16 protein-coding genes are annotated in these 17,815 nt (G+C 40.7%); 8 read left to right on the top strand and 8 right to left on the bottom strand.

The features are described 5' to 3' along the window. Positions 1-6 precede the first annotated feature (6 nt). From truA to asd, 5 genes are all read right to left on the bottom strand, one after another. Positions 7-804 (bottom strand): tRNA pseudouridine(38-40) synthase TruA, encoded by a 798-nt coding sequence (gene truA, locus F927_RS08550; RefSeq protein WP_005083672.1) that lies wholly within the window; start codon positions 802-804, stop codon positions 7-9. Between the two features lie 15 nt (positions 805-819). After that, entirely contained in the window at positions 820-1,785 is a 966-nt protein-coding gene (locus F927_RS08545) for an asparaginase domain-containing protein (protein WP_005083670.1), read from the bottom strand. 64 nt (positions 1,786-1,849) lie between these two features. Next, positions 1,850-3,055 (bottom strand): FimV/HubP family polar landmark protein, encoded by a 1,206-nt coding sequence (locus F927_RS08540; protein ID WP_005083667.1) that lies wholly within the window; start codon positions 3,053-3,055, stop codon positions 1,850-1,852. Positions 3,056-3,113: 58 nt separating this feature from the next. After that, positions 3,114-4,535: a type IV pilus assembly protein FimV gene (locus F927_RS08535; protein ID WP_005083665.1), complete on the bottom strand. Its 1,422-nt coding sequence runs from the start codon at positions 4,533-4,535 to the stop codon at positions 3,114-3,116. Positions 4,536-4,718: 183 nt separating this feature from the next. Further along, complete coding sequence (asd, locus tag F927_RS08530) at positions 4,719-5,837, bottom strand: aspartate-semialdehyde dehydrogenase (protein WP_005083664.1); 1,119 nt, start codon at positions 5,835-5,837, stop codon at positions 4,719-4,721. A 186-nt stretch (positions 5,838-6,023) separates the two neighbouring features. Here asd and F927_RS08525 point away from each other — a divergent pair, with 186 nt between their 5' ends. After that, positions 6,024-7,169 carry an endonuclease/exonuclease/phosphatase family protein gene (locus tag F927_RS08525; protein ID WP_005083661.1) on the top strand — a complete coding sequence of 382 codons (1,146 nt, stop codon included), beginning with the start codon at positions 6,024-6,026 and terminating at the stop codon, positions 7,167-7,169. 239 nt (positions 7,170-7,408) lie between these two features. On the opposite strand, the gene F927_RS08520 is transcribed toward F927_RS08525, so the two are convergent. After that, the gene (locus F927_RS08520; protein ID WP_005083659.1) at positions 7,409-8,344 is read right to left on the bottom strand and encodes an LpxL/LpxP family acyltransferase; all 936 of its coding nucleotides are present in this window, start codon (positions 8,342-8,344) and stop codon (positions 7,409-7,411) included. Positions 8,345-8,551: 207 nt separating this feature from the next. On the opposite strand from F927_RS08520, the gene F927_RS08515 reads away from it, so the two are divergent. Next, complete coding sequence (locus F927_RS08515) at positions 8,552-9,094, top strand: DUF4334 domain-containing protein (RefSeq protein WP_005083657.1); 543 nt, start codon at positions 8,552-8,554, stop codon at positions 9,092-9,094. A gap of 55 nt (positions 9,095-9,149) precedes the next feature. On the opposite strand, the gene F927_RS08510 is transcribed toward F927_RS08515, so the two are convergent. Beyond that, positions 9,150-11,063: an ATP-binding cassette domain-containing protein gene (locus tag F927_RS08510; protein ID WP_005083656.1), complete on the bottom strand. Its 1,914-nt coding sequence runs from the start codon at positions 11,061-11,063 to the stop codon at positions 9,150-9,152. 32 nt (positions 11,064-11,095) lie between these two features. On the opposite strand from F927_RS08510, the gene F927_RS08505 reads away from it, so the two are divergent. Further along, positions 11,096-11,341 carry a SlyX family protein gene (locus F927_RS08505; protein ID WP_005083653.1) on the top strand — a complete coding sequence of 82 codons (246 nt, stop codon included), beginning with the start codon at positions 11,096-11,098 and terminating at the stop codon, positions 11,339-11,341. 41 nt (positions 11,342-11,382) lie between these two features. Here the strand turns inward: F927_RS08505 and F927_RS08500 are convergent, their stop codons facing one another. After that, positions 11,383-12,393 carry a zinc-binding alcohol dehydrogenase family protein gene (locus F927_RS08500; protein WP_005083650.1) on the bottom strand — a complete coding sequence of 337 codons (1,011 nt, stop codon included), beginning with the start codon at positions 12,391-12,393 and terminating at the stop codon, positions 11,383-11,385. A gap of 118 nt (positions 12,394-12,511) precedes the next feature. On the opposite strand from F927_RS08500, the gene F927_RS08495 reads away from it, so the two are divergent. The 5 genes from F927_RS08495 (at position 12,512) to F927_RS08475 (ending at position 17,757) form a co-directional block, all read left to right on the top strand. Continuing rightward, complete coding sequence (locus F927_RS08495) at positions 12,512-12,874, top strand: winged helix-turn-helix transcriptional regulator (RefSeq protein WP_004637806.1); 363 nt, start codon at positions 12,512-12,514, stop codon at positions 12,872-12,874. Positions 12,875-13,034: 160 nt separating this feature from the next. After that, positions 13,035-13,484, top strand: a complete 450-nt coding sequence (locus F927_RS08490) for a hypothetical protein (protein WP_004637807.1) — start codon at positions 13,035-13,037, stop codon at positions 13,482-13,484. 33 nt (positions 13,485-13,517) lie between these two features. Continuing rightward, entirely contained in the window at positions 13,518-16,157 is a 2,640-nt protein-coding gene (gene topA, locus F927_RS08485; RefSeq protein WP_005083647.1) for a type I DNA topoisomerase, read from the top strand. Positions 16,158-16,245: 88 nt separating this feature from the next. Further along, on the top strand, positions 16,246-17,004 hold the full coding sequence (locus F927_RS08480; RefSeq protein WP_005083644.1) for a hypothetical protein: 759 nt from the start codon (positions 16,246-16,248) through the stop codon (positions 17,002-17,004). Positions 17,005-17,187: 183 nt separating this feature from the next. Continuing rightward, a complete protein-coding gene (locus F927_RS08475; RefSeq protein WP_005083641.1) occupies positions 17,188-17,757 on the top strand; it encodes an HdeD family acid-resistance protein in 570 nt (189 codons plus the stop codon). Positions 17,758-17,815 lie beyond the last annotated feature (58 nt).

Below are 17,815 nucleotides of genomic sequence, written 5' to 3'. Positions count from 1 at the left end.
GTTTTTTTATTCAGGAAGATTCAACCAATGCGGTCCCAATGGGGGTTGCGGGAGATCAAACTGTTCAGGATACTCTGCTTGAATGAAGTACAGTCCATCGGCAGGTGCCGTAATACCAGCGGCTTTGCGGTCTTGTGCAGCGAACATGTGATCAATATGGTCGATCTCATACATCCCTTGTCCAATCTCAAGTAAGCAGCCCATAATATTTCGCACCATATGATGCAAAAAACCATCCGCTTGGATATCAAGAACTAGATAGCGGCCATGTTCAAACAAACGACAATGTTTGACGTGGCGTACAGGTTGATTGGATTGACATGCTGCAGCGCGGAAGGTCTCAAAATTGTGCGTGCCTTCAAATTTTGCAGCAGCAGCAATCATTTTCTGTACATCAAGGGTTTGATAGAGATGGGTTACTTGCTTATACAATAACGCGGGGCGAGTTGGGGCGTTATAAACGATATAGCGATAGCGTCTTGCGCGAGCTTTAAAGCGAGCATGGAAGCTTTCATCCATGCGTTTAATCCACTGAAGTGAGATATCCTTCGGAAGTTGGCTGTTTGTCCCCATGAGCCAACCACGATCTGGGCGGATTGCGGTAGTATCAAAATGCGCAACCATATTGGTTGCATGTACTCCTGCATCCGTACGTCCAGCACCATGCAACATAATAGGGTGATCTGCAATTGTGCTTAAGACTTTTTCAATGGTTTCTTGAACACTTGCAACGCCTGCTTGTTGTGTTTGCCAACCACGGTATTGAGTACCGCAAAATTCAATACCAATTGCATAACGTTGCATGTCTTAACCTCGGAATTAGTGTTGCTGCCAATGAGTGAACCATTGATCGTGGGTCGGGTATTTTAAATACATTTGCAGGGCTTTTGCATATAAATCGGCATGGCTATGACAATCATTGAGCAAAACTTTGGCAGAATGAATCCATGAACTAACCGCATAACGTTGATCTATTTGCCCAAAGGTGACTTGAGTACTAACAATGGTGAGGCATTGGCGCTGATAGAGGGCTTCAAATAACGATAGTATCTCATCATTGACAGCAATATTGCCCGTCCCAAATCCTTGTAAAATTAAAAAGTGAGGTGGGTTTGCAAGAATATTCTTTAGCTGTAGGGTGAGCTGCTCTTGCGCGATGGGTTGTAACATCAAGTTGAGTACGCTGAGCTGTGTGGCTTGTTCAAAATGTTCATTTTGGACCACAAAATAATCGGCGACAGTATGACATTCTTGAGTTGCTGCAACACCTGCAAATGCATTCAATTCAGTCGTATGAACTTTTAGTGCTGTTTGTGCATGGAAAATCTGTTGATGAAAGGCAAGATAGACACCAGCAGGGAGTCGAAGGACTTGCTCACATGCGAGAGTTAAATTACTCAATGCATCAGTAAACTCTCGGATGTCATTTCCATCAATGTTGAGTAGAGGATACTGGCTACCTGTAATCACGACATGGCAAGAATGCCCTATGAAACGCGCAAGTGTTGCTGCTGCATAGCTTAAAGTATCTGTACCATGGATGATGACAAAATGCTGAAAACCGTCAAGTTGTAGTTGCTGAACTTGTTGTATAAGTTTGAGCCAGTCTGTTGCAGTACAAGCGCTACTGTCTTTGATGCTTGGTGCAGCAAAACACTCTATCGAGAAATGTGTAGGGATTACTTTTTTCAGTGCAGGTAAAAAGCTGTGTTCAGGCATCGGCATCAAAGGATCACCAACGCAGCCAAAGGTTCCACCCATATAAATTAAAGCGATTGTTTTCATAATAGAAATTTTTTCATCATAAAAAAAGCAGTCATGGAGACTGCTTATTTTAGACCGATCTGCTTTATGACGCTATTTGATTCAGTAATTTTTGTGAACGTTGTTGTTGTTCAGCATTAAACTGAGATTGGCTGCTTTGTAGCAATACTTGGGCAGACTCGTATGCCCCAAGTTCGATGTATTGCTCAGCAAGATCTAAGTTAAGTTGAGCTTCATCTAGCTGTTGCAAATCTGGAAAAGATTGGGCAAGTGGATCAGTTAGCGTAACAGCTTCTGGTACGACCTGTGCAGGAGAATTTGCTGCTAAATCAACATTTGTTTCGGTTGTACCAAAGTCCAATTCAGCTTTTTCTAGTTCAACTGGACTGTCTTTAAATGCCACTTGTTCAGGTGCGAGGTTCGGGGATAGATCCGTTTTAGATTGAGCCTCCTCAACTTCATCTATAGGTTGAGTGGGTGCTAACTCTAAATTACCAAAGCTAAAATCTAGGGCTGGTTTTTCTTCAGGTTTTTTTGTTTCTTCGATACTTGGTGTTGAATCAATACTTGGGGTAAATGCCAGCGCTTGCTGGTCTTGAACATCTACAGCAGTAGTGTCAGTTTTGGCTGTTTCTTTTTGCTCGAAAGAGAAGTCAAAATCTAAAGGTTCAACGGCTGATTTCGGCTCTGCAACCTTTTCTTGTTCAGCAGGTGCAATATATTCAGATTGCAAGTCATCAAAACTTTGGGGAGTATCTTGTGCTAAGCCATCAAACTCAGATTTTTGCTCTGATGTCGTGTCTATCGTAGGGGCACTAGCTTGATGGTCGAACTCAATACTGTCAAATGAAGTCGCTTTTAACCCTTCTTTTTTCTTAACTTCAGCAGCCTGAGCAATATCGGCTAACTTTAATGCATGCAAATGTTTGATCAATTGATCAATTGCGAACTCATCTTTTTGTGCTAAATGAATATCTGCTAAAAATAAATATAATTCATGTTGAGCATTATCTTGTTTTAACGCTTGGTTAATCTGTGCTTCAGCAGTCAGATAATTACCCTGTTGAATTTCATGACTCAGTCTTTGACGCAGACTTTCCGAGATTGGTGTTGTCACTGCTGGGGCAGGTACATGCTCTTCTTGAACCAATGTAGTACGCGATGAAGCTTTTTTCGCAGTTTTGCTAGCAGTTTTTTTTGCTGCGGTCTGCTTTTGCTGACCTTCACGCTTTTTAAGAACGATTGCTACAATCAAAACGATGACGAGCAATACGATTATTATAGTTGACATGATCTATACCCCTTAAAGCCAGAACCGCTTTATACAAATCTATAAATGTTTTCGTAACTTAGTGCGCTGAATTCTTCGCTTCCTGTTGCGCTTTCAACTGATCTTGTAGTGCAGCGAGTCGAGCATTGAGCAGTTGAATCCGTTGTTCCTTTTGGCGTAAAGCCAATTCTAACTGCGTTACGTTTTTTTGTAATGTAACGGTTTTTTCTCGTGCTGTCATAACTTTTAATGACAAGTCTGCAGTGCTTTTTTGCTGTAATGTGTCTTTTTTGGCACTTCCAGTGCTTGAATCTTGATTGCTTTCCGCAACTAAGGTCATTTCGGCCTGTTGCAAGCGATATTTCGCTTTCTCAGCTGGTATACGTGATTGTGCAGTTATAGTTGATGTTGGTGGTGTTTTTCTCACTGGAACTGAGTTGAGATTGAAGTTTAAATGAGAACCTTGTCTTAAGCGATTGGCATTGCCGCCGATAAAAGCATGTTCGTTCTGTTGCTTAATTTGATGCATCACTTGATGTAATGGTTGTTGCGTCTGCGCTGAAATGCGTTGGGCAATACTCCAAAGTGACTCATTTCGTTGTACGACATGCTGTTGAGCATTGGCTGATGCTGCTGGTTGTTGATTGGTTGGCGCTTTAGGCTTTGTTGCCTCTTTTAACGGCTGTTCTTGGGCCTTTTCAGATGCTTGTTCTATTTTTACTTCTGCTTGGGCAGTTTCTATTTTGCTTTCATTTGCTGTGGTATTGCTTTGCGTAATGGCTTCATCTGTAGCAGTTTGAGTTGCTAACGTATTTGTATTGGCTTGATTTTTAGCTGTAGAGTTGATCTCTTCTTTTATTTGAGCTTGCTCAATAGTTGCAGTTGCAGTTGCAGTTGCAGTTGCAGTTGCAGTTGCAGAATGACGTGTCTCTGAAATATTTAAGACAGGAGGGAGTACAAAGGGGGCGTTTAAGAGCTTTTCTTGTTTCAGACTGGGTTGGGTAGTTGTATTAAATTGAGTGCTTTCAGGCAGGTTTAAAGCAATGTCTTTTTCACTTACGATGAACTTGGGTGTCAAAGATTTTTCATAGCTGCTTTTAGCATTGTTTGCGACTTTGGCATTTTGTCGAATGGGTTGTCGAATATGCTTTAAATGTGAGGCACTACCTTCTTGTATTTTTAGAATAATATTTAGCTCAGGATCGAGCATTGGGCGAGTAGAGGTAACAACGATAACACCCTCACCGCGATTATTACGACGTGTAAAAAAATTGAGATGTGCAGGTGGTTGATGTGTTGCACCTAACATACGCAAGTCATCTGGTGTTGCTAGTGAAACCTCTAATCTTGCATTTGAATCTGCTTGATGAAAGCTCATTTCAGCATAAAGTAATTCACCAGGTGCAGATTGAATTTGCAGCGGGTCAAAGGTAATCGCATAAAGAGATTGCGAAGATAAAATGGCTAAAATGGCAATTTTTAATTTGTTATTAACAGTCATCTCGATCCATGAATAGTGGTGTTGTAGTCAGGTCTAGGGCCCGTTGATATTTCAGCCATGGTGAAATGCCAACACTAGCTGAGTATACATTACCGTGATGTAAATGGATTGTAAATTCCTTATCTACGGTAATAAAAAAAGCCGATCAAATGTGATCGGCTTTTGTTTTTTATCAGTTTTTGCTTACGCGTTCTTGAATTCCACAAGAATGCGTAACATACGACGTAAAGGTTCAGCAGCGCCCCAAAGTAGTTGGTCTCCTACCGTAAATGCACCGAGGTATTCTTTACCCATGTTCAATTTACGTAAACGACCAACTGGTACAGTTAATGTACCAGTAACTGCAACAGGGGTCAGATCGGTCATTGACGCTTCGCGTGTATTAGGAACAACTTTAGCCCATTGACTCGAATTACGGATCATATCCTCGATCTCATCAAGCGGTACATCTTTTTTCAATTTCAAAGTAATTGCTTGAGAGTGACAACGCATCGCACCGATGCGGACACAATGACCATCGATAGGAACAATTTGTTGATTACCTAAAATCTTGTTGGTTTCAACTTGACCTTTCCATTCTTCTTTTGACTGACCACTTTCGAGTTGTTTGTCGATATAAGGGATCAATGAACCTGCCAATGGCACGCCAAAGTTAGCTTTAGGGAAGCCTTCACCACGTTGTAAGTCAGCAATTTGACGATCAATATCAAGAATTGCAGACTTAGGGTCATCTAATAATTCTTTGGTATTGTTGTACAAATAACCCATACCTGTAATGAGTTCACGCATGTTTTGGGCACCAGCACCAGAAGCTGCTTGGTAAGTCATAGAGGTCGCCCACTCAACCAAATTATTTTGGAAAAGTGAACCTAAGCCCATCAGCATCAATGAAACGGTACAGTTACCACCAACGAAAGTCTTTGTTCCGTTGACTAAACCATCTTTGATCACATTTAAGTTTACTGGATCAAGAACAATGATCGCATCATCTGCCATACGTAGTGTAGATGCAGCATCAATCCAGTAACCATCCCAACCCTCGGCTTTAAGTTTTGGGAAAACTTCAGAGGTATAGTCTCCACCTTGACAGGTCAAAATGACATTCATTTGCTTCAGACTATTAATGTCCGTTGCATCCATAAGTGCTGGGGCAGTCTTACCACCAAATGAAGGTGCATCGCCACCTGCATTACTGGTAGAGAAATAAAATGGCTCAATGTGAGCAAAATCATTCTCTTCAACCATACGTTGCATAAGGACAGAACCTACCATCCCACGCCAACCGACCAGACCTACTTTCATGTCATTTTGCCTCGGTATCTAAAAAACTTTAAGGGGCTTGAGTGTATCAAAAGTGAACGCAACTGCAAGCGTTACATGAATAAAACAGTTGATTTATTGTGTGGAATTATTTGTTTGTGTTAGATGAAAAACTGATAAAGCCACAACTTTATTTAAAATTTATCACCTCCCAAGAGAAAAATGAACATGATATGGATTCAGGTTGGTGCGGTACTGGTTATATGGCTGACGTTTTGGTCACTGATCCCACGAGATGAATGGTGGTTTCGAGGAACGGATTTCCCTCGGTTGCAAATCTTAGCCGTTGGTCTTTTTATTTTCTGTGCGATGTTATTTGTAATCGCAGATTGGACGATCTGGAGTGAGGTACTGTTTGTTCTATTAGTTGCCGCAATTGCTTATCAATTAAAAATGGTTTTGCCGTATACGCCATTGTGGAAAAAACAAGTGCTTAAAGTGAAGGCAGGTCAATTAAAGTCTGAACAACAAATCTCATTATTGGTGGCTAATGTTTTAACACCTAATGATCAATATCATTTGTTGTTAAAACAGATTGAAAGTTTAAAACCTGATGTTGTACTAACACTTGAATCTGATGCAGTGTGGCAGCAAGCATTGAGTTCAATTGAAAAAGATTATCCTTACCGCGTTCCTGTTCCTCTGGATAATTTATATGGTATGCATTTATATAGTCGTTTGCCACTCAGCCATAGCGAAGTTAAATTTATTTTAAGTGATGAAATTCCATCGATTCACACGACTTTAACTCTGCCATCAGGTTTGCATGTGCAATTATATTGCTTGCATCCTAAGCCCCCAAGTCCAACTGAAGCAAAAGATTCAACGCTGAGAGATGCTGAGTTACTTATTGTTGGGGATCAGATTAAAGATCTGGATCAATCTTGTATTGTGATGGGCGATTTAAATGATGTTGCGTGGTCCAGAACTACACGATTATTTCAAAGAATTAGTGGTTTACTCGACCCACGAGTTGGTCGCTATTTTATGAATACTTTTCATGCTAATTATCCTTTGCTGCGCTGGTCTCTCGACCATATCTTTCATAGCACAGATTTTGGTTTGGTTGAAATGAAAAGACTTGCTCATATTGGCTCTGATCATTTTCCTATCTATGTGGTTTTGCAAACAGATCGCATTTTTGAGCAGCAACACCAAGAGTTAGAGCAAAGTGCAGAAGATGAGCAGGATGCAAAGGAAGCGATCCAAGATGGTATAGAAAAAGCTGAAAAAGAAGAGAAAATAGTTGTAGATGAGTTGGCTCAGCCACATAAACGTGAGATGGAAAGTGAAAATAGACAAGGAGTATTGTAAGCATTATCGTACAGGAATTTAGGTCTACAGCGAATAGTCTGACAAGATTAAAAGGTTTATTCTAAATACATCAGCACAAGGAAGCAGGAATGGATTTCCGTTTAAGGATAGCAACGCTGAGATGGATAAAAGCATTATGGATATGATGCATGCGATGGACGCAAGAGAATAAAAAAGATGTGAAAGCACAACCTCATTTGCCCGAGTTTTGCAGGATGCGAAACTCGGGTTTTAATTTTTTAATAAATATCTTCATACCCTTCAGCACGGGTTTTAAAACGGCGGTGGAACCACATCCATTGCGTTGGTGCAATGCGCAGTTGAGCTTCAATGATTTTATTGACACGAATCGCATCATCGACTTCATTTTCACTCGGCATATTTTCGACGATTGGTTCGATGAGTACTTTATATTGTGGATTGCGGATATCACCATAACGGTAGAAATACAGTGGAATCGCAACCGATTTAGAGATTTTTAATAAACGACGATGTGCTGTCACTGTGGCGGCTGGTACACCAAAAAATGGTGCCATGACACCTTGTTTCAAACCAAAATCTTGATCTGGGCTATACCAAATAGCACCACCATCTTTTAATCGTCTTACTAAGCCCCGCATATCATCATGATCAATTTGTTGTTGGTAAATGGTCGCACGACAACGATAAATTAACATATCGAGCATTGGATTGTTTTGTGGTCGATAAACTACATCAGGTTCGAAATATTGAGCACAAATAAAACCACCAGCATCAAGTAGAGTGCTGTGTGTGCCAAGTAGTAGAATACCTTTACCTTGAGCCTTTGCGTTGGTGATATGTTCTAATCCATCTATGCTATGACGACCCTTAAACCAATTTGGGCAATACCATGCATTTAAAGTTTCAAACATACCGATCATCATATCAATGAATACCTGTTTGGCTTTCGCCTCGACTTCCTGAGCTGACCATTCAGGAAAACACAGCTCTAAATTCCTTAGCGTGGTTTTACGACGTGATTTAAGCAGGTGCCAACACAAAGCTGCTAAAACATGCGCCAAGCGCCATTGAATCGCCCAAGGCAGGATAGCCAAAAGCATAAGAAAAGTAATGGCGATCCAAATTTTCCAATATTTTGGAAGTAAAAATTCCCATCGAAACTCGCCAGGAATATAAGACTGTTGTTGGCTCATAGACTTAGATGCGTAAATTAATTGAATTTTTGTGAAGTGTAACACGAAGTTGCTTGTGAAATAATTGTTCTAAGGGGTTTGTTATATTGCTTATAAAAAGCATAAACTGGTGTTCGAGTTTTGGCCTATTCCTATGCAAATGAAAGGAAAACATCTTAATCTGGCCATATTATCGAAAATTTAAAAACAAAAACTAAGGAAAAATAGATGAATATCCTAGAGTTGCTGCAAGGGAAGAAAATGAATTCTCAGGAGATGGTGGGCTTCTTTGATCATTTGGACGAGATAGATTGCGAGTTTATGCATGGTCAATGGAAAGGTTTAGAGGTATTCACTGATCATCCAATGAATGGTGTACTAGATCATGCAAATTGGTATGGAAAATTATTTGTAGACAATGAAACCGTTTTTCCTCTTGTTTTGTTTAATCCCAAAAGAACCGCATTGTTTTCGATTGATCCTAAATGGTTGCCACTAAGCTTGGATTTTAATCTTCTAAAAAGAAATAGTCAGTATCTGGTCGGTGCTTTGAGATTACTCAAAACAGATAAAAGTAAAGCAAGACTAAGAATGACAGAATTTAGAGGTAAATCATCTGCAACCATGATTTATGATGAAAAGCCGATTCATGATGTATTTAGACGTATTGACCAAGATACAGTCCTTGGTTGGATGGATTTAAAAGATCAATCTCAGCCTTATTTTTTTATTCTTATACGAGATGATATGAGTAAACTCAATTTAGAATAGACCAATCTTCAAATTGTTATTTAAAGCAATTTGAAGATTGGGTGATCGAATTGAATTATAAGCCTTTGCTAAGATTTTCTAACACATCCCAACGTTCTAACTTTTCTAGCAGTAACTCTTCAATTTCTGCTAGACGTTGGCTGGCTAAAGTCGCTGCATTGGCATCACTCACAAACCATGAACCATCCGCTAGTTTGTCTGAAAGTTCAGTTTGTTCTGCTTCTAATTTCTCAATCTCAGCAGGAAGTTGCTCAAGCTCACGTTGATCTTTATAGCTTAACTTAACTTTTTTCGGCGCTGGGGCTGCGGCGGCTAATGCAGCAGCTTCAGCTTTGGCTTGCGCTTTTTTTACATCACTTTTTTGATCAACGACCTTCTGATCTGGACGTTGTTCCAAGTAGTCTTGATAACCACCAATGTATTCATCAATATTGCCTTTGCCATCAAACACCCAAGTTGAAGTCACGACATTGTCCATAAATGCACGGTCATGTGAGATTAACAGGAGAGTACCTTTATACTCAGATAGCATTTCTTCCAGCAACTCAAGTGTCACCATATCCAAATCATTGGTTGGCTCATCCATCACAATTAAGTTCGATGGTTTGAGAAGAAGTTTTGCCAATAGAATTCGGTTACGCTCACCACCAGAAAGAGCTTTTACAGGTGTGCGTGCGCGTTCAGGTGAGAATAAAAAGTCCTGTAAATAACTATAGATATGACGACGATTACCATTCACATCGACAAAGTCTGAACCTTCTGACACGTTGGCCATGACGGTTTTCTCAAGATCCAGTGCATTGCGTAATTGATCGAAATAAGCAACTTCGAGTTGTGTCCCTGTTTTAACCGAACCACCGTGTTGGATTTGACCTAAAATCGCTTTGATAAGTGTAGTTTTGCCGACGCCATTATCGCCGACTAAACCAATACGATCTCCACGTAACACGATTGCAGAGAAATCTTTAATCAGTGGTTTACTGTCATAGCTGACGCTTAAATTCTCAATCTCAAACACCAACTTACCTGAACGGTTGGCCTCTTGGGTCGCCATGCTGACTTTGCCTTGTTGTGAGCGGCGTGCTTTGGACTCTTCACGTAATGCTTTTAAGGCACGAACACGTCCTTCGTTACGGGTACGACGTGCTTTAATACCTTGACGAATCCATGCTTCTTCTTCAGCAAGCTTTTTGTCAAATAAAGCATTTTGCTTTTCTTCGGCTTCCATTTGTTGTGCTTTGAGATCAAGGTAGCGTGAATAGTTACCTTCATAGCTGCGCAAAATGCCACGATCAAGTTCAACAATTCGTGTAGCGATACTGTCTACAAATGAGCGGTCATGTGAGATAAATAAAAGCGTTAGATTATTTTGGTCCAGTAAGAATTTTTCTAGCCATTCAATACTTTCGACATCCAAGTGGTTGGTTGGTTCGTCGAGTAATAATACATCTGGTTGGGTGAGCAGGGCGCGGGCGAGGAGCACACGACGTTTACGACCACCTGAAAGGTCAGCCAAATCTGCATTTGGATCGAGTCCCATTTTGCCCAAAATAGTATTTACTTTGTTTTCTAACGCCCAGCCATCTAGCTGATCTAGTTTGTGTTGCAGCATGCCCATACGATCACAGGCATCCATATTACCGAGTACACAGGCATCGCTTGCCTCATGGTATTCTTTTAATACACTGGCGGCTTCACCAGCACCATCGGCAACAATATCGGCTACTTTACCCGAATCCATAGGTACATCTTGGGCTAACATTGAAACAGTTAAACCATTTTGAATCGAAACTTCGCCACCATCAGGCAATAAGCTTCCCTCAATGAGTTTAAGTAAAGTAGACTTACCTTCACCATTACGACCGATTAGACACACTCGCTCACCTCGTTCTAGGTTAAAGTTCGCGCCGTCGAGTAGGGCTGGTCCGCCAAATGCGAGATGGACATCCCTTAAAGTAATATAGGCCATAATGTTTCCTAAAAGCTCAGATGAGGTCTGAAATGACTAAACAACAAAATTTTGATGATCACGCGTCATTGTCCGCACCCATTGAAGATTTGCAAGTGCGAATTGCATTTTTAGACGATTTAGTTGAACAACTCAATCAACAGCTCGCAATTCAGACACAAGAAATCGCAGTTTTAAAGAAACAGATGCAAATTTTGTATCAACGAGTAGAGGCTTCTGACTTGTCTGAAGGCATTGCACCTTTTGATCCGATGAGTAACAAACCACCGCATTATTAATTCATGGTAAGTGATCGACTTACCATGAAGCGAATTTATATTTAGAAGCCATGTAAAACGATTTTACCTTTGGTTGAACCACTTTCAATTTGTTGATGTGCTGTTATTAAGTTTTCAGCATTTATTGGTGATAAAACTTGGCTAACCGTGGTTTTAATTCGCCCATCATCGACTAATTGAGAGACTTGATTTAAAAGTTCGCTTTGTTTGATAATATCTTCAGTTTGATACATTGAACGTGTAAACATAAACTCCCAATGAACTGAAACCGATTTTGATTTAAAGAGTTTAATATCAAGCTGTTCTGGGTCATCAATTAGACCAAAATGCCCTTGTGGCGCAATCAATTCAGCGATGTCGGCAAGATGTTGATCAGTTTGAGTGGTCGAGAATACATACTTTGGAGCAGTGAGATTTAACTGCTTGATTTGTTCTGCCAAAGATTGACGATGATCTAATACGTAATCCGCACCAAGTTGCTCAATCCATGATCGGGTTTCGGTACGAGAAGCTGTGCCAATAACCGTCAAGTTAGTTAATTGTTTCAAAAGTTGAATCGTAATAGACCCAACGCCACCTGCAGCACCAATAACTAAAATAGTTGTATTATCTGGTGCTGTGTGGGGAACTTGTAGTCGATCAAATAGCATTTCCCAAGCAGTGATTGCAGTTAGAGGTAAAGCTGCTGCTTCAATCATATTTAAGGATTTGGGTTTGTGTCCTACGATTCTTTCATCAACCAATTGCAATTCACTATTACTACCTTGTCGATTGAGTGCACCTGCATACCACACTTCATCTCCAATCTTAAAAAGAGACACTTTTTCTCCAACGGCCTCCACAATACCGACTGCATCCCAGCCTAAAATTTTCCATTGTCCTGATTCAGGACTGACATTTTTACGAATTTTGGTATCGACTGGATTAACCGAAATGGCTTGAACGCGAACAAGGAGGTCATGTCCTCTGGCGACAGGCGATTCTATTTCAATACTCACTAATGAGTCTGTAGATGCAATTGCACCTGCATGTTGATATGCCACAGCTTTCATGGTTGTGCTTCCTCTAGGTTGGATGGATTCCACTTGATAGGCTGTTCAGCATAACGTAAGCTTTAATTTTGTAACTACAGACAAATAACGCTCATAGTGTCAAAAAGGATACTGTAAAATGGCAAAAGTTCGACATTCGAGTTTTGATTGTTCCCCAGGTTGCTCAGTTGAAGCGGCAATCAGCTTAATTGATGGGAAGTGGAAGACCGTGATTTTATGGCATTTACTCAATGAGGGGACTTTACGTTTTAATGAAATCCGTAAACGTGTCCCGAGTATCACGCAAAGGATGTTGACCAATCAGCTTCGAGAATTAGAACAAGATGGCATCATTCATCGTGAAGTGTATCCGCAAGTCCCCCCGAAAGTTGAATATAGTTTGACTGATTTAGGATACAGCCTTGAACAAATTCTGATTGCGCTAAAAAGCTGGGGAGATGCGCACCTTGATCAATTCGGTAAGTTATCTTTAACATCTTAAACGCTGTGTTAAAGGAAGGCGCTGTAGACGCAGCTTTTTAAATAAGCCGGGATTTGGTGTTTAGAGTATAAAACTGGATTCCATATTATTTTTATGTTGTAACTTGCGTTTTTGATTCAACTTATGTAACGCTAATAAAAGGAAGTTTTGGGCACCTTAAATGAGTAATGTTGGAATTTGGATAACGGCAGCGATTGTACTATTTGTACTTGGCTCTATTTTTGGTTTACGTGTGAGTCCGCGAGAAAAAGCGCTTGGATCAATGCGTGACCAAGCTCGAAAAATGGGATTGCATCCTCGTATTATTGTTGCTCCAGAGTGGACCAAAGTTCCAATGGCAACCGAAAAACGTGCCAGTATGGTGGCCTATTATAGTGTATTGATTCCAGATGCACGTTTAGCACTTATGCGAGCAAGAGTTGTTGATGGAAAGCTTCAAGTCGTGCAAGGTGATCAGAAATTTAATGATTTAACCATTGCATTAAAAGGAGTTTATGCTATTGATATGCAGGCAAACTGTGTTGGGTTGTATTGGAATGAAGAAATTGATTTAAAAGCCACACAGCTTGATGAAATGAAAGCTTATTTATACCAATTAGCTCAACGCTAATTATCTGATTAATGACAGGAAAAACGATTTATTATGGCGAATACTCCACGCTCTGCTTCAGAAAGCACAGCAGCTTCCGCATCTGCTGCAAAGAAACGTGCCTTAGTGATTGTGGAGTCGCCTGCAAAAGCGAAAACAATTAATAAATATTTAGGCTCACAATATGTGGTGAAGTCTTCCGTTGGCCATGTGCGTGATTTACCGACAGGAGGTGGGGCAAAATCCACCGAAAAGAAGCCTGCAACGCGTGTTAAATTAACGGAAGCACAAAAAGCTGAAAAAGCACAATCCGCCTTAATTAATCGTATGGGTGTCGATCCAGAACATGATTGGATTGCACACTATGAAGTGCTTCCAGGTAAAGAGCATGTAGTCGCTGAACTTAAAAAACTTGCTAAAGATGCTGACGCAATCTATCTCGCAACGGATTTGGATAGAGAAGGAGAAGCGATCGCTTGGCATTTAAGAGAAGTGATTGGTGGTGATGACAGTCGTTATCATCGTGTGGTCTTTAACGAGATTACCAAAAATGCGATTCAGGAAGCCTTTAAGCAGCCAACACGTCTTGATTTAAATCGTGTCAATGCACAACAAGCTCGTCGATTCCTTGACCGTGTTGTTGGTTTTATGGTTTCACCATTGCTGTGGGAAAAGATTGCCCGTGGCTTATCGGCAGGTCGAGTTCAATCTGTTGCGGTCAAACTAGTGGTCGAACGCGAGCGTGAGATTCGTGCTTTTATCCCAGAAGAATATTGGCAAGTCTTTGCGGATACGTTGTCTAAAAAAGACGACATCCGTTTAGAAGCCGTTAGACAAGCAGGTAAAACGCTTAAACTCAAGAATAAAGCTGAAACAGATGCGCTATTAAGCGTATTAAAAGATGCTGAATACAAAGTCGCATTACGTGAAGATAAACCGACCAAGGTTAATCCAAGTGCACCATATATCACCTCAACCTTACAGCAAGCGGCTAGTACACGTTTAGGTTTCTCAGTAAAGAAAACCATGATGTTGGCGCAGCGTTTGTATGAGGGTGGTTTTATTACCTATATGCGTACCGATTCAACCTTCTTGAGCGATGACGCCGTGAATATGGTACGTAATCATATTCAACAAAACTTTGGTGAAAAATATGTGCCTGCTAAGCCAAATCGTTATGGCAATAAAGCGGGAGCGCAAGAAGCCCATGAAGCCATTCGTCCATCTGATGTTGGCTTGACAGGGGATAAGCTTGCAGGTGTTGAACGAGATGCACAGCGTTTATATGATTTAATTTGGCGTCAGTTTGTGGCTTGTCAGATGACACCAGCAGAGTATTTATCTTCAACGTTAACGGTTCAAGCGGCTGATGTTGAACTTAAAGCCAAAGGTCGTACCTTAGTTTTTGATGGTTTTACCAAAGTTCGTGGTGCAAACAAATCAGACGATGATGTATTACTGCCGGCTGTAAAAGTGGGTGAGGTGCTCAAGTTAGAAAAGCTTGATCCGAGTCAGCATTTTACCAAGCCACCTGCACGTTTTACAGAAGCATCGTTGGTTAAGGAATTAGAGAAAAAAGGCATTGGTCGTCCATCAACCTATGCAGCGATCATTTCAACTATTCAAGATCGTGGTTATGTGAAGTTGGAAAATCGTCGTCTCTTTGCTGAGAAGATGGGAGAAATCGTCACGGACCGCCTTGATGAAAGCTTTAATAACCTGATGAATTATGCATTTACCGCTGATTTGGAAGGCCAGCTAGACCGTGTTGCTGTGGGTGAGCGAAATTGGAAGGAGCTACTAGATACATTCTATGGTGACTTTAAAAAGCGTTTGACCAATGCGCAAGGCGAAAACGGTATGCGCCGTAATCAGCCAGTTGAAGTCGCGGATGTTGCTTGTCCTGAATGTTCTCGTCCGATGCAAGTTCGTACAGGAACAACAGGTGTATTCTTAGGATGTTCAGGTTATAACTTGCCACCGAAAGAGCGTTGTAAGGGAACATTGAATTTAACCCCAGTTGAGTCTTTAGCTGCGCTATCGGATGATGATGGCGCTGAGACAGCCGATCTCATGTCTAAACATCGTTGTCCAAAATGTGGTACAGCAATGGATAGTTATGTGATTGATGGTGGACGTAAGCTTCATGTCTGCGGTAATAATCCAGACTGTGATGGTTATGAGCTTGAGGAAGGGCAATTTAAGATCAAGGGCTATGATGGCCCAACCATTCCTTGTGATAAATGTGATGGTGAAATGCAGCTTAAAACTGGACGTTTTGGTCCTTATTTCGCATGTACTAGCTGTGACAACACTCGTAAGGTCTTGAAGAGTGGTCAACCTGCGCCACCGCGCGTAGATCCGATTAAAATGGAGCACTTACGCTCAACCAAGCATGATGACTTCTTTGTACTGCGTGATGGTGCTGCTGGTTTATTCTTGGCAGCAAGTAAATTTCCGAAAATTCGTGAAACACGTGCGCCAAAGGTTGCAGAATTACGGAGCGTTGCAGATCAACTGGACGCTAAATATCAGTTCTTATTACAAGCACCAGATGTAGACCCTGAAGGGAATCCGACAGTGGTGAAGTTTAGCCGTAAGAACCAAGTACAATATGTGGGTTCTGAAACTTTGGAAGGGAAGCAGACCAAATGGAGTCTGGTGTTCCAAGATGGGAAATGGGTTGAGGCTTAAAAACTGAGATCATCAAAATGCTAGCAATCGCTAGCATTTTTTATAGCCAAAATAAAAAATAGATAAGATTTAGTTGAAGGGGGAGTACATGTGGAAAAATATTCGAGTCGTCTGTTTACTGATGGTGTTATTGATTGTCGCAGTCAATGCATATCGTGATCAAAATCAAGACTGGAATCAGCCAATCATGCTACTGCTACATCCGATTAATGCGGATGGGATGGTGACGACACAACAGTATATTGAGCAATTACAATTGCGTGACTTTGCTGAGATTAAAGATTATTTGGAAAAAAATAGTCAGTCGTATCGTGGGCAAAGTAGTTATTTTATGCTTCAGATTGGTCGTCAATTGAGTCAAAAACCGCCTCAAGTGCCAGCACAACCAAGCCTTCTGAATAATATTTTATGGAGTTTAAAATTTCGTTTTTATGCATGGAAACAACATCAATCTGTTGATGGTTCACCGACATTAACGCTGTATTTAAACTTCCATGATCCTAAGCAAAGCAATGAACTGAAGCATTCAACTGCTTTAGAGCGTGGTCGGATTGGTTCAGTGAACTTATTTGCTTCGGATAGACAAGCTGCACAAAATAATGTGGTCATTGTGCATGAGTTACTTCATGGATTCGGTGCAACTGATAAATACAATTTAGCGACTGGAGAGCCACTTTTCCCAATTGGATATGCACAACCAGAACAGCAGCCGTTATATCCACAAACACAAGCTGAAATTATGGGTGGACGAATCCCGCTATCAGAGCATAAAAGTAAAATGCCGAATGGTTTGGAGCAAACCATAATCAGTGCACTGACTGCACAAGAAATTGGCTGGATCAAGTAATTTGTGGATAAGTTCTGACTTATCCATACCTGCTGGATTACGCTTACTTAAAGAAAAATGATGCAATAAAAGCCTGCTTTTTCTGACATTCTTTCATTAATTATCAACATGCCTTATACAGAGTTTGATGGAAAATTTGCTCAATATAGAGATATAACATTGATGATAAAAGAGTAAATAAATATGAAAACAGTGGGTAATGATTTGATTCGTAATCAGCTGCACGCTGATCGTAAATGGTATTTATTATTAGGCATTTTATTGGTTGTCTTTGGCTTCATTCTTTTAGCTGCTTTACCGTTTGCAACCCTTTCCGCCGTTCTATTATTTGGTGTGCTTATGATGTTAAGTGGTGTCATGCATTTGGGTGCTGCATTTATTGTATTTAAAGGTGGAACCCGATGGTTATGGGCAATATTTGGAATATTGTATTTAATTGCAGGTTATTTTGCTTTTACCACACCTGTGATTACGGCTGTCGTGTTAACGAATTTGTTGGCGATTGCTTTAATTATTGCAGGCATGATTCGCTTAATTAATGCATTTATCCTAAAACCGCTTTCTGGGTGGGGCTGGATTTTGTTTTCGGGTTTATTGACATTGTTGACTGGTATCTTGATTTTGTCGTTGCCAGGATCGCCTTTTTGGGTATTGGGTATGTTTCTTGCGATTGATATCCTATTCCAAGGAATTAATTACCTCACCTTTGCAAATGCGATTAAACAATTACCGCATAGTTCAACCGCTGTCTGAGTGAAGCGATCATTTTAAAATTAAGAGCATGCATTGACATGCTCTTTTTGTTTTGTCG

The sequence above is a fragment of the Acinetobacter haemolyticus CIP 64.3 = MTCC 9819 genome, assembly GCF_000369065.1.
Classification (GTDB): domain Bacteria; phylum Pseudomonadota; class Gammaproteobacteria; order Pseudomonadales; family Moraxellaceae; genus Acinetobacter; species Acinetobacter haemolyticus.
The sequence above is the reverse complement of the archived record's forward strand: the minus strand, read 5'-3'. Positions and strand labels throughout refer to the sequence as shown.

Bases quoted from the DNA above. Each gene is read 5' to 3' on its own strand.
- truA (WP_005083672.1), bottom strand. From the start codon at position 804: ATGCAACGTTATGCAATTGGTATTGAATTTTGCGGTACTCAATACCGT.
- F927_RS08545 (WP_005083670.1), bottom strand. From the start codon at position 1,785: ATGAAAACAATCGCTTTAATTTATATGGGTGGAACCTTTGGCTGCGTT.
- F927_RS08540 (WP_005083667.1), bottom strand. From the start codon at position 3,055: ATGTCAACTATAATAATCGTATTGCTCGTCATCGTTTTGATTGTAGCA.
- F927_RS08535 (WP_005083665.1), bottom strand. From the start codon at position 4,535: ATGACTGTTAATAACAAATTAAAAATTGCCATTTTAGCCATTTTATCT.
- asd (WP_005083664.1), bottom strand. From the start codon at position 5,837: ATGAAAGTAGGTCTGGTCGGTTGGCGTGGGATGGTAGGTTCTGTCCTT.
- F927_RS08525 (WP_005083661.1), top strand. From the start codon at position 6,024: ATGATATGGATTCAGGTTGGTGCGGTACTGGTTATATGGCTGACGTTT.
- F927_RS08520 (WP_005083659.1), bottom strand. From the start codon at position 8,344: ATGAGCCAACAACAGTCTTATATTCCTGGCGAGTTTCGATGGGAATTT.
- F927_RS08515 (WP_005083657.1), top strand. From the start codon at position 8,552: ATGAATATCCTAGAGTTGCTGCAAGGGAAGAAAATGAATTCTCAGGAG.
- F927_RS08510 (WP_005083656.1), bottom strand. From the start codon at position 11,063: ATGGCCTATATTACTTTAAGGGATGTCCATCTCGCATTTGGCGGACCA.
- F927_RS08505 (WP_005083653.1), top strand. From the start codon at position 11,096: ATGACTAAACAACAAAATTTTGATGATCACGCGTCATTGTCCGCACCC.
- F927_RS08500 (WP_005083650.1), bottom strand. From the start codon at position 12,393: ATGAAAGCTGTGGCATATCAACATGCAGGTGCAATTGCATCTACAGAC.
- F927_RS08495 (WP_004637806.1), top strand. From the start codon at position 12,512: ATGGCAAAAGTTCGACATTCGAGTTTTGATTGTTCCCCAGGTTGCTCA.
- F927_RS08490 (WP_004637807.1), top strand. From the start codon at position 13,035: ATGAGTAATGTTGGAATTTGGATAACGGCAGCGATTGTACTATTTGTA.
- topA (WP_005083647.1), top strand. From the start codon at position 13,518: ATGGCGAATACTCCACGCTCTGCTTCAGAAAGCACAGCAGCTTCCGCA.
- F927_RS08480 (WP_005083644.1), top strand. From the start codon at position 16,246: ATGTGGAAAAATATTCGAGTCGTCTGTTTACTGATGGTGTTATTGATT.
- F927_RS08475 (WP_005083641.1), top strand. From the start codon at position 17,188: ATGAAAACAGTGGGTAATGATTTGATTCGTAATCAGCTGCACGCTGAT.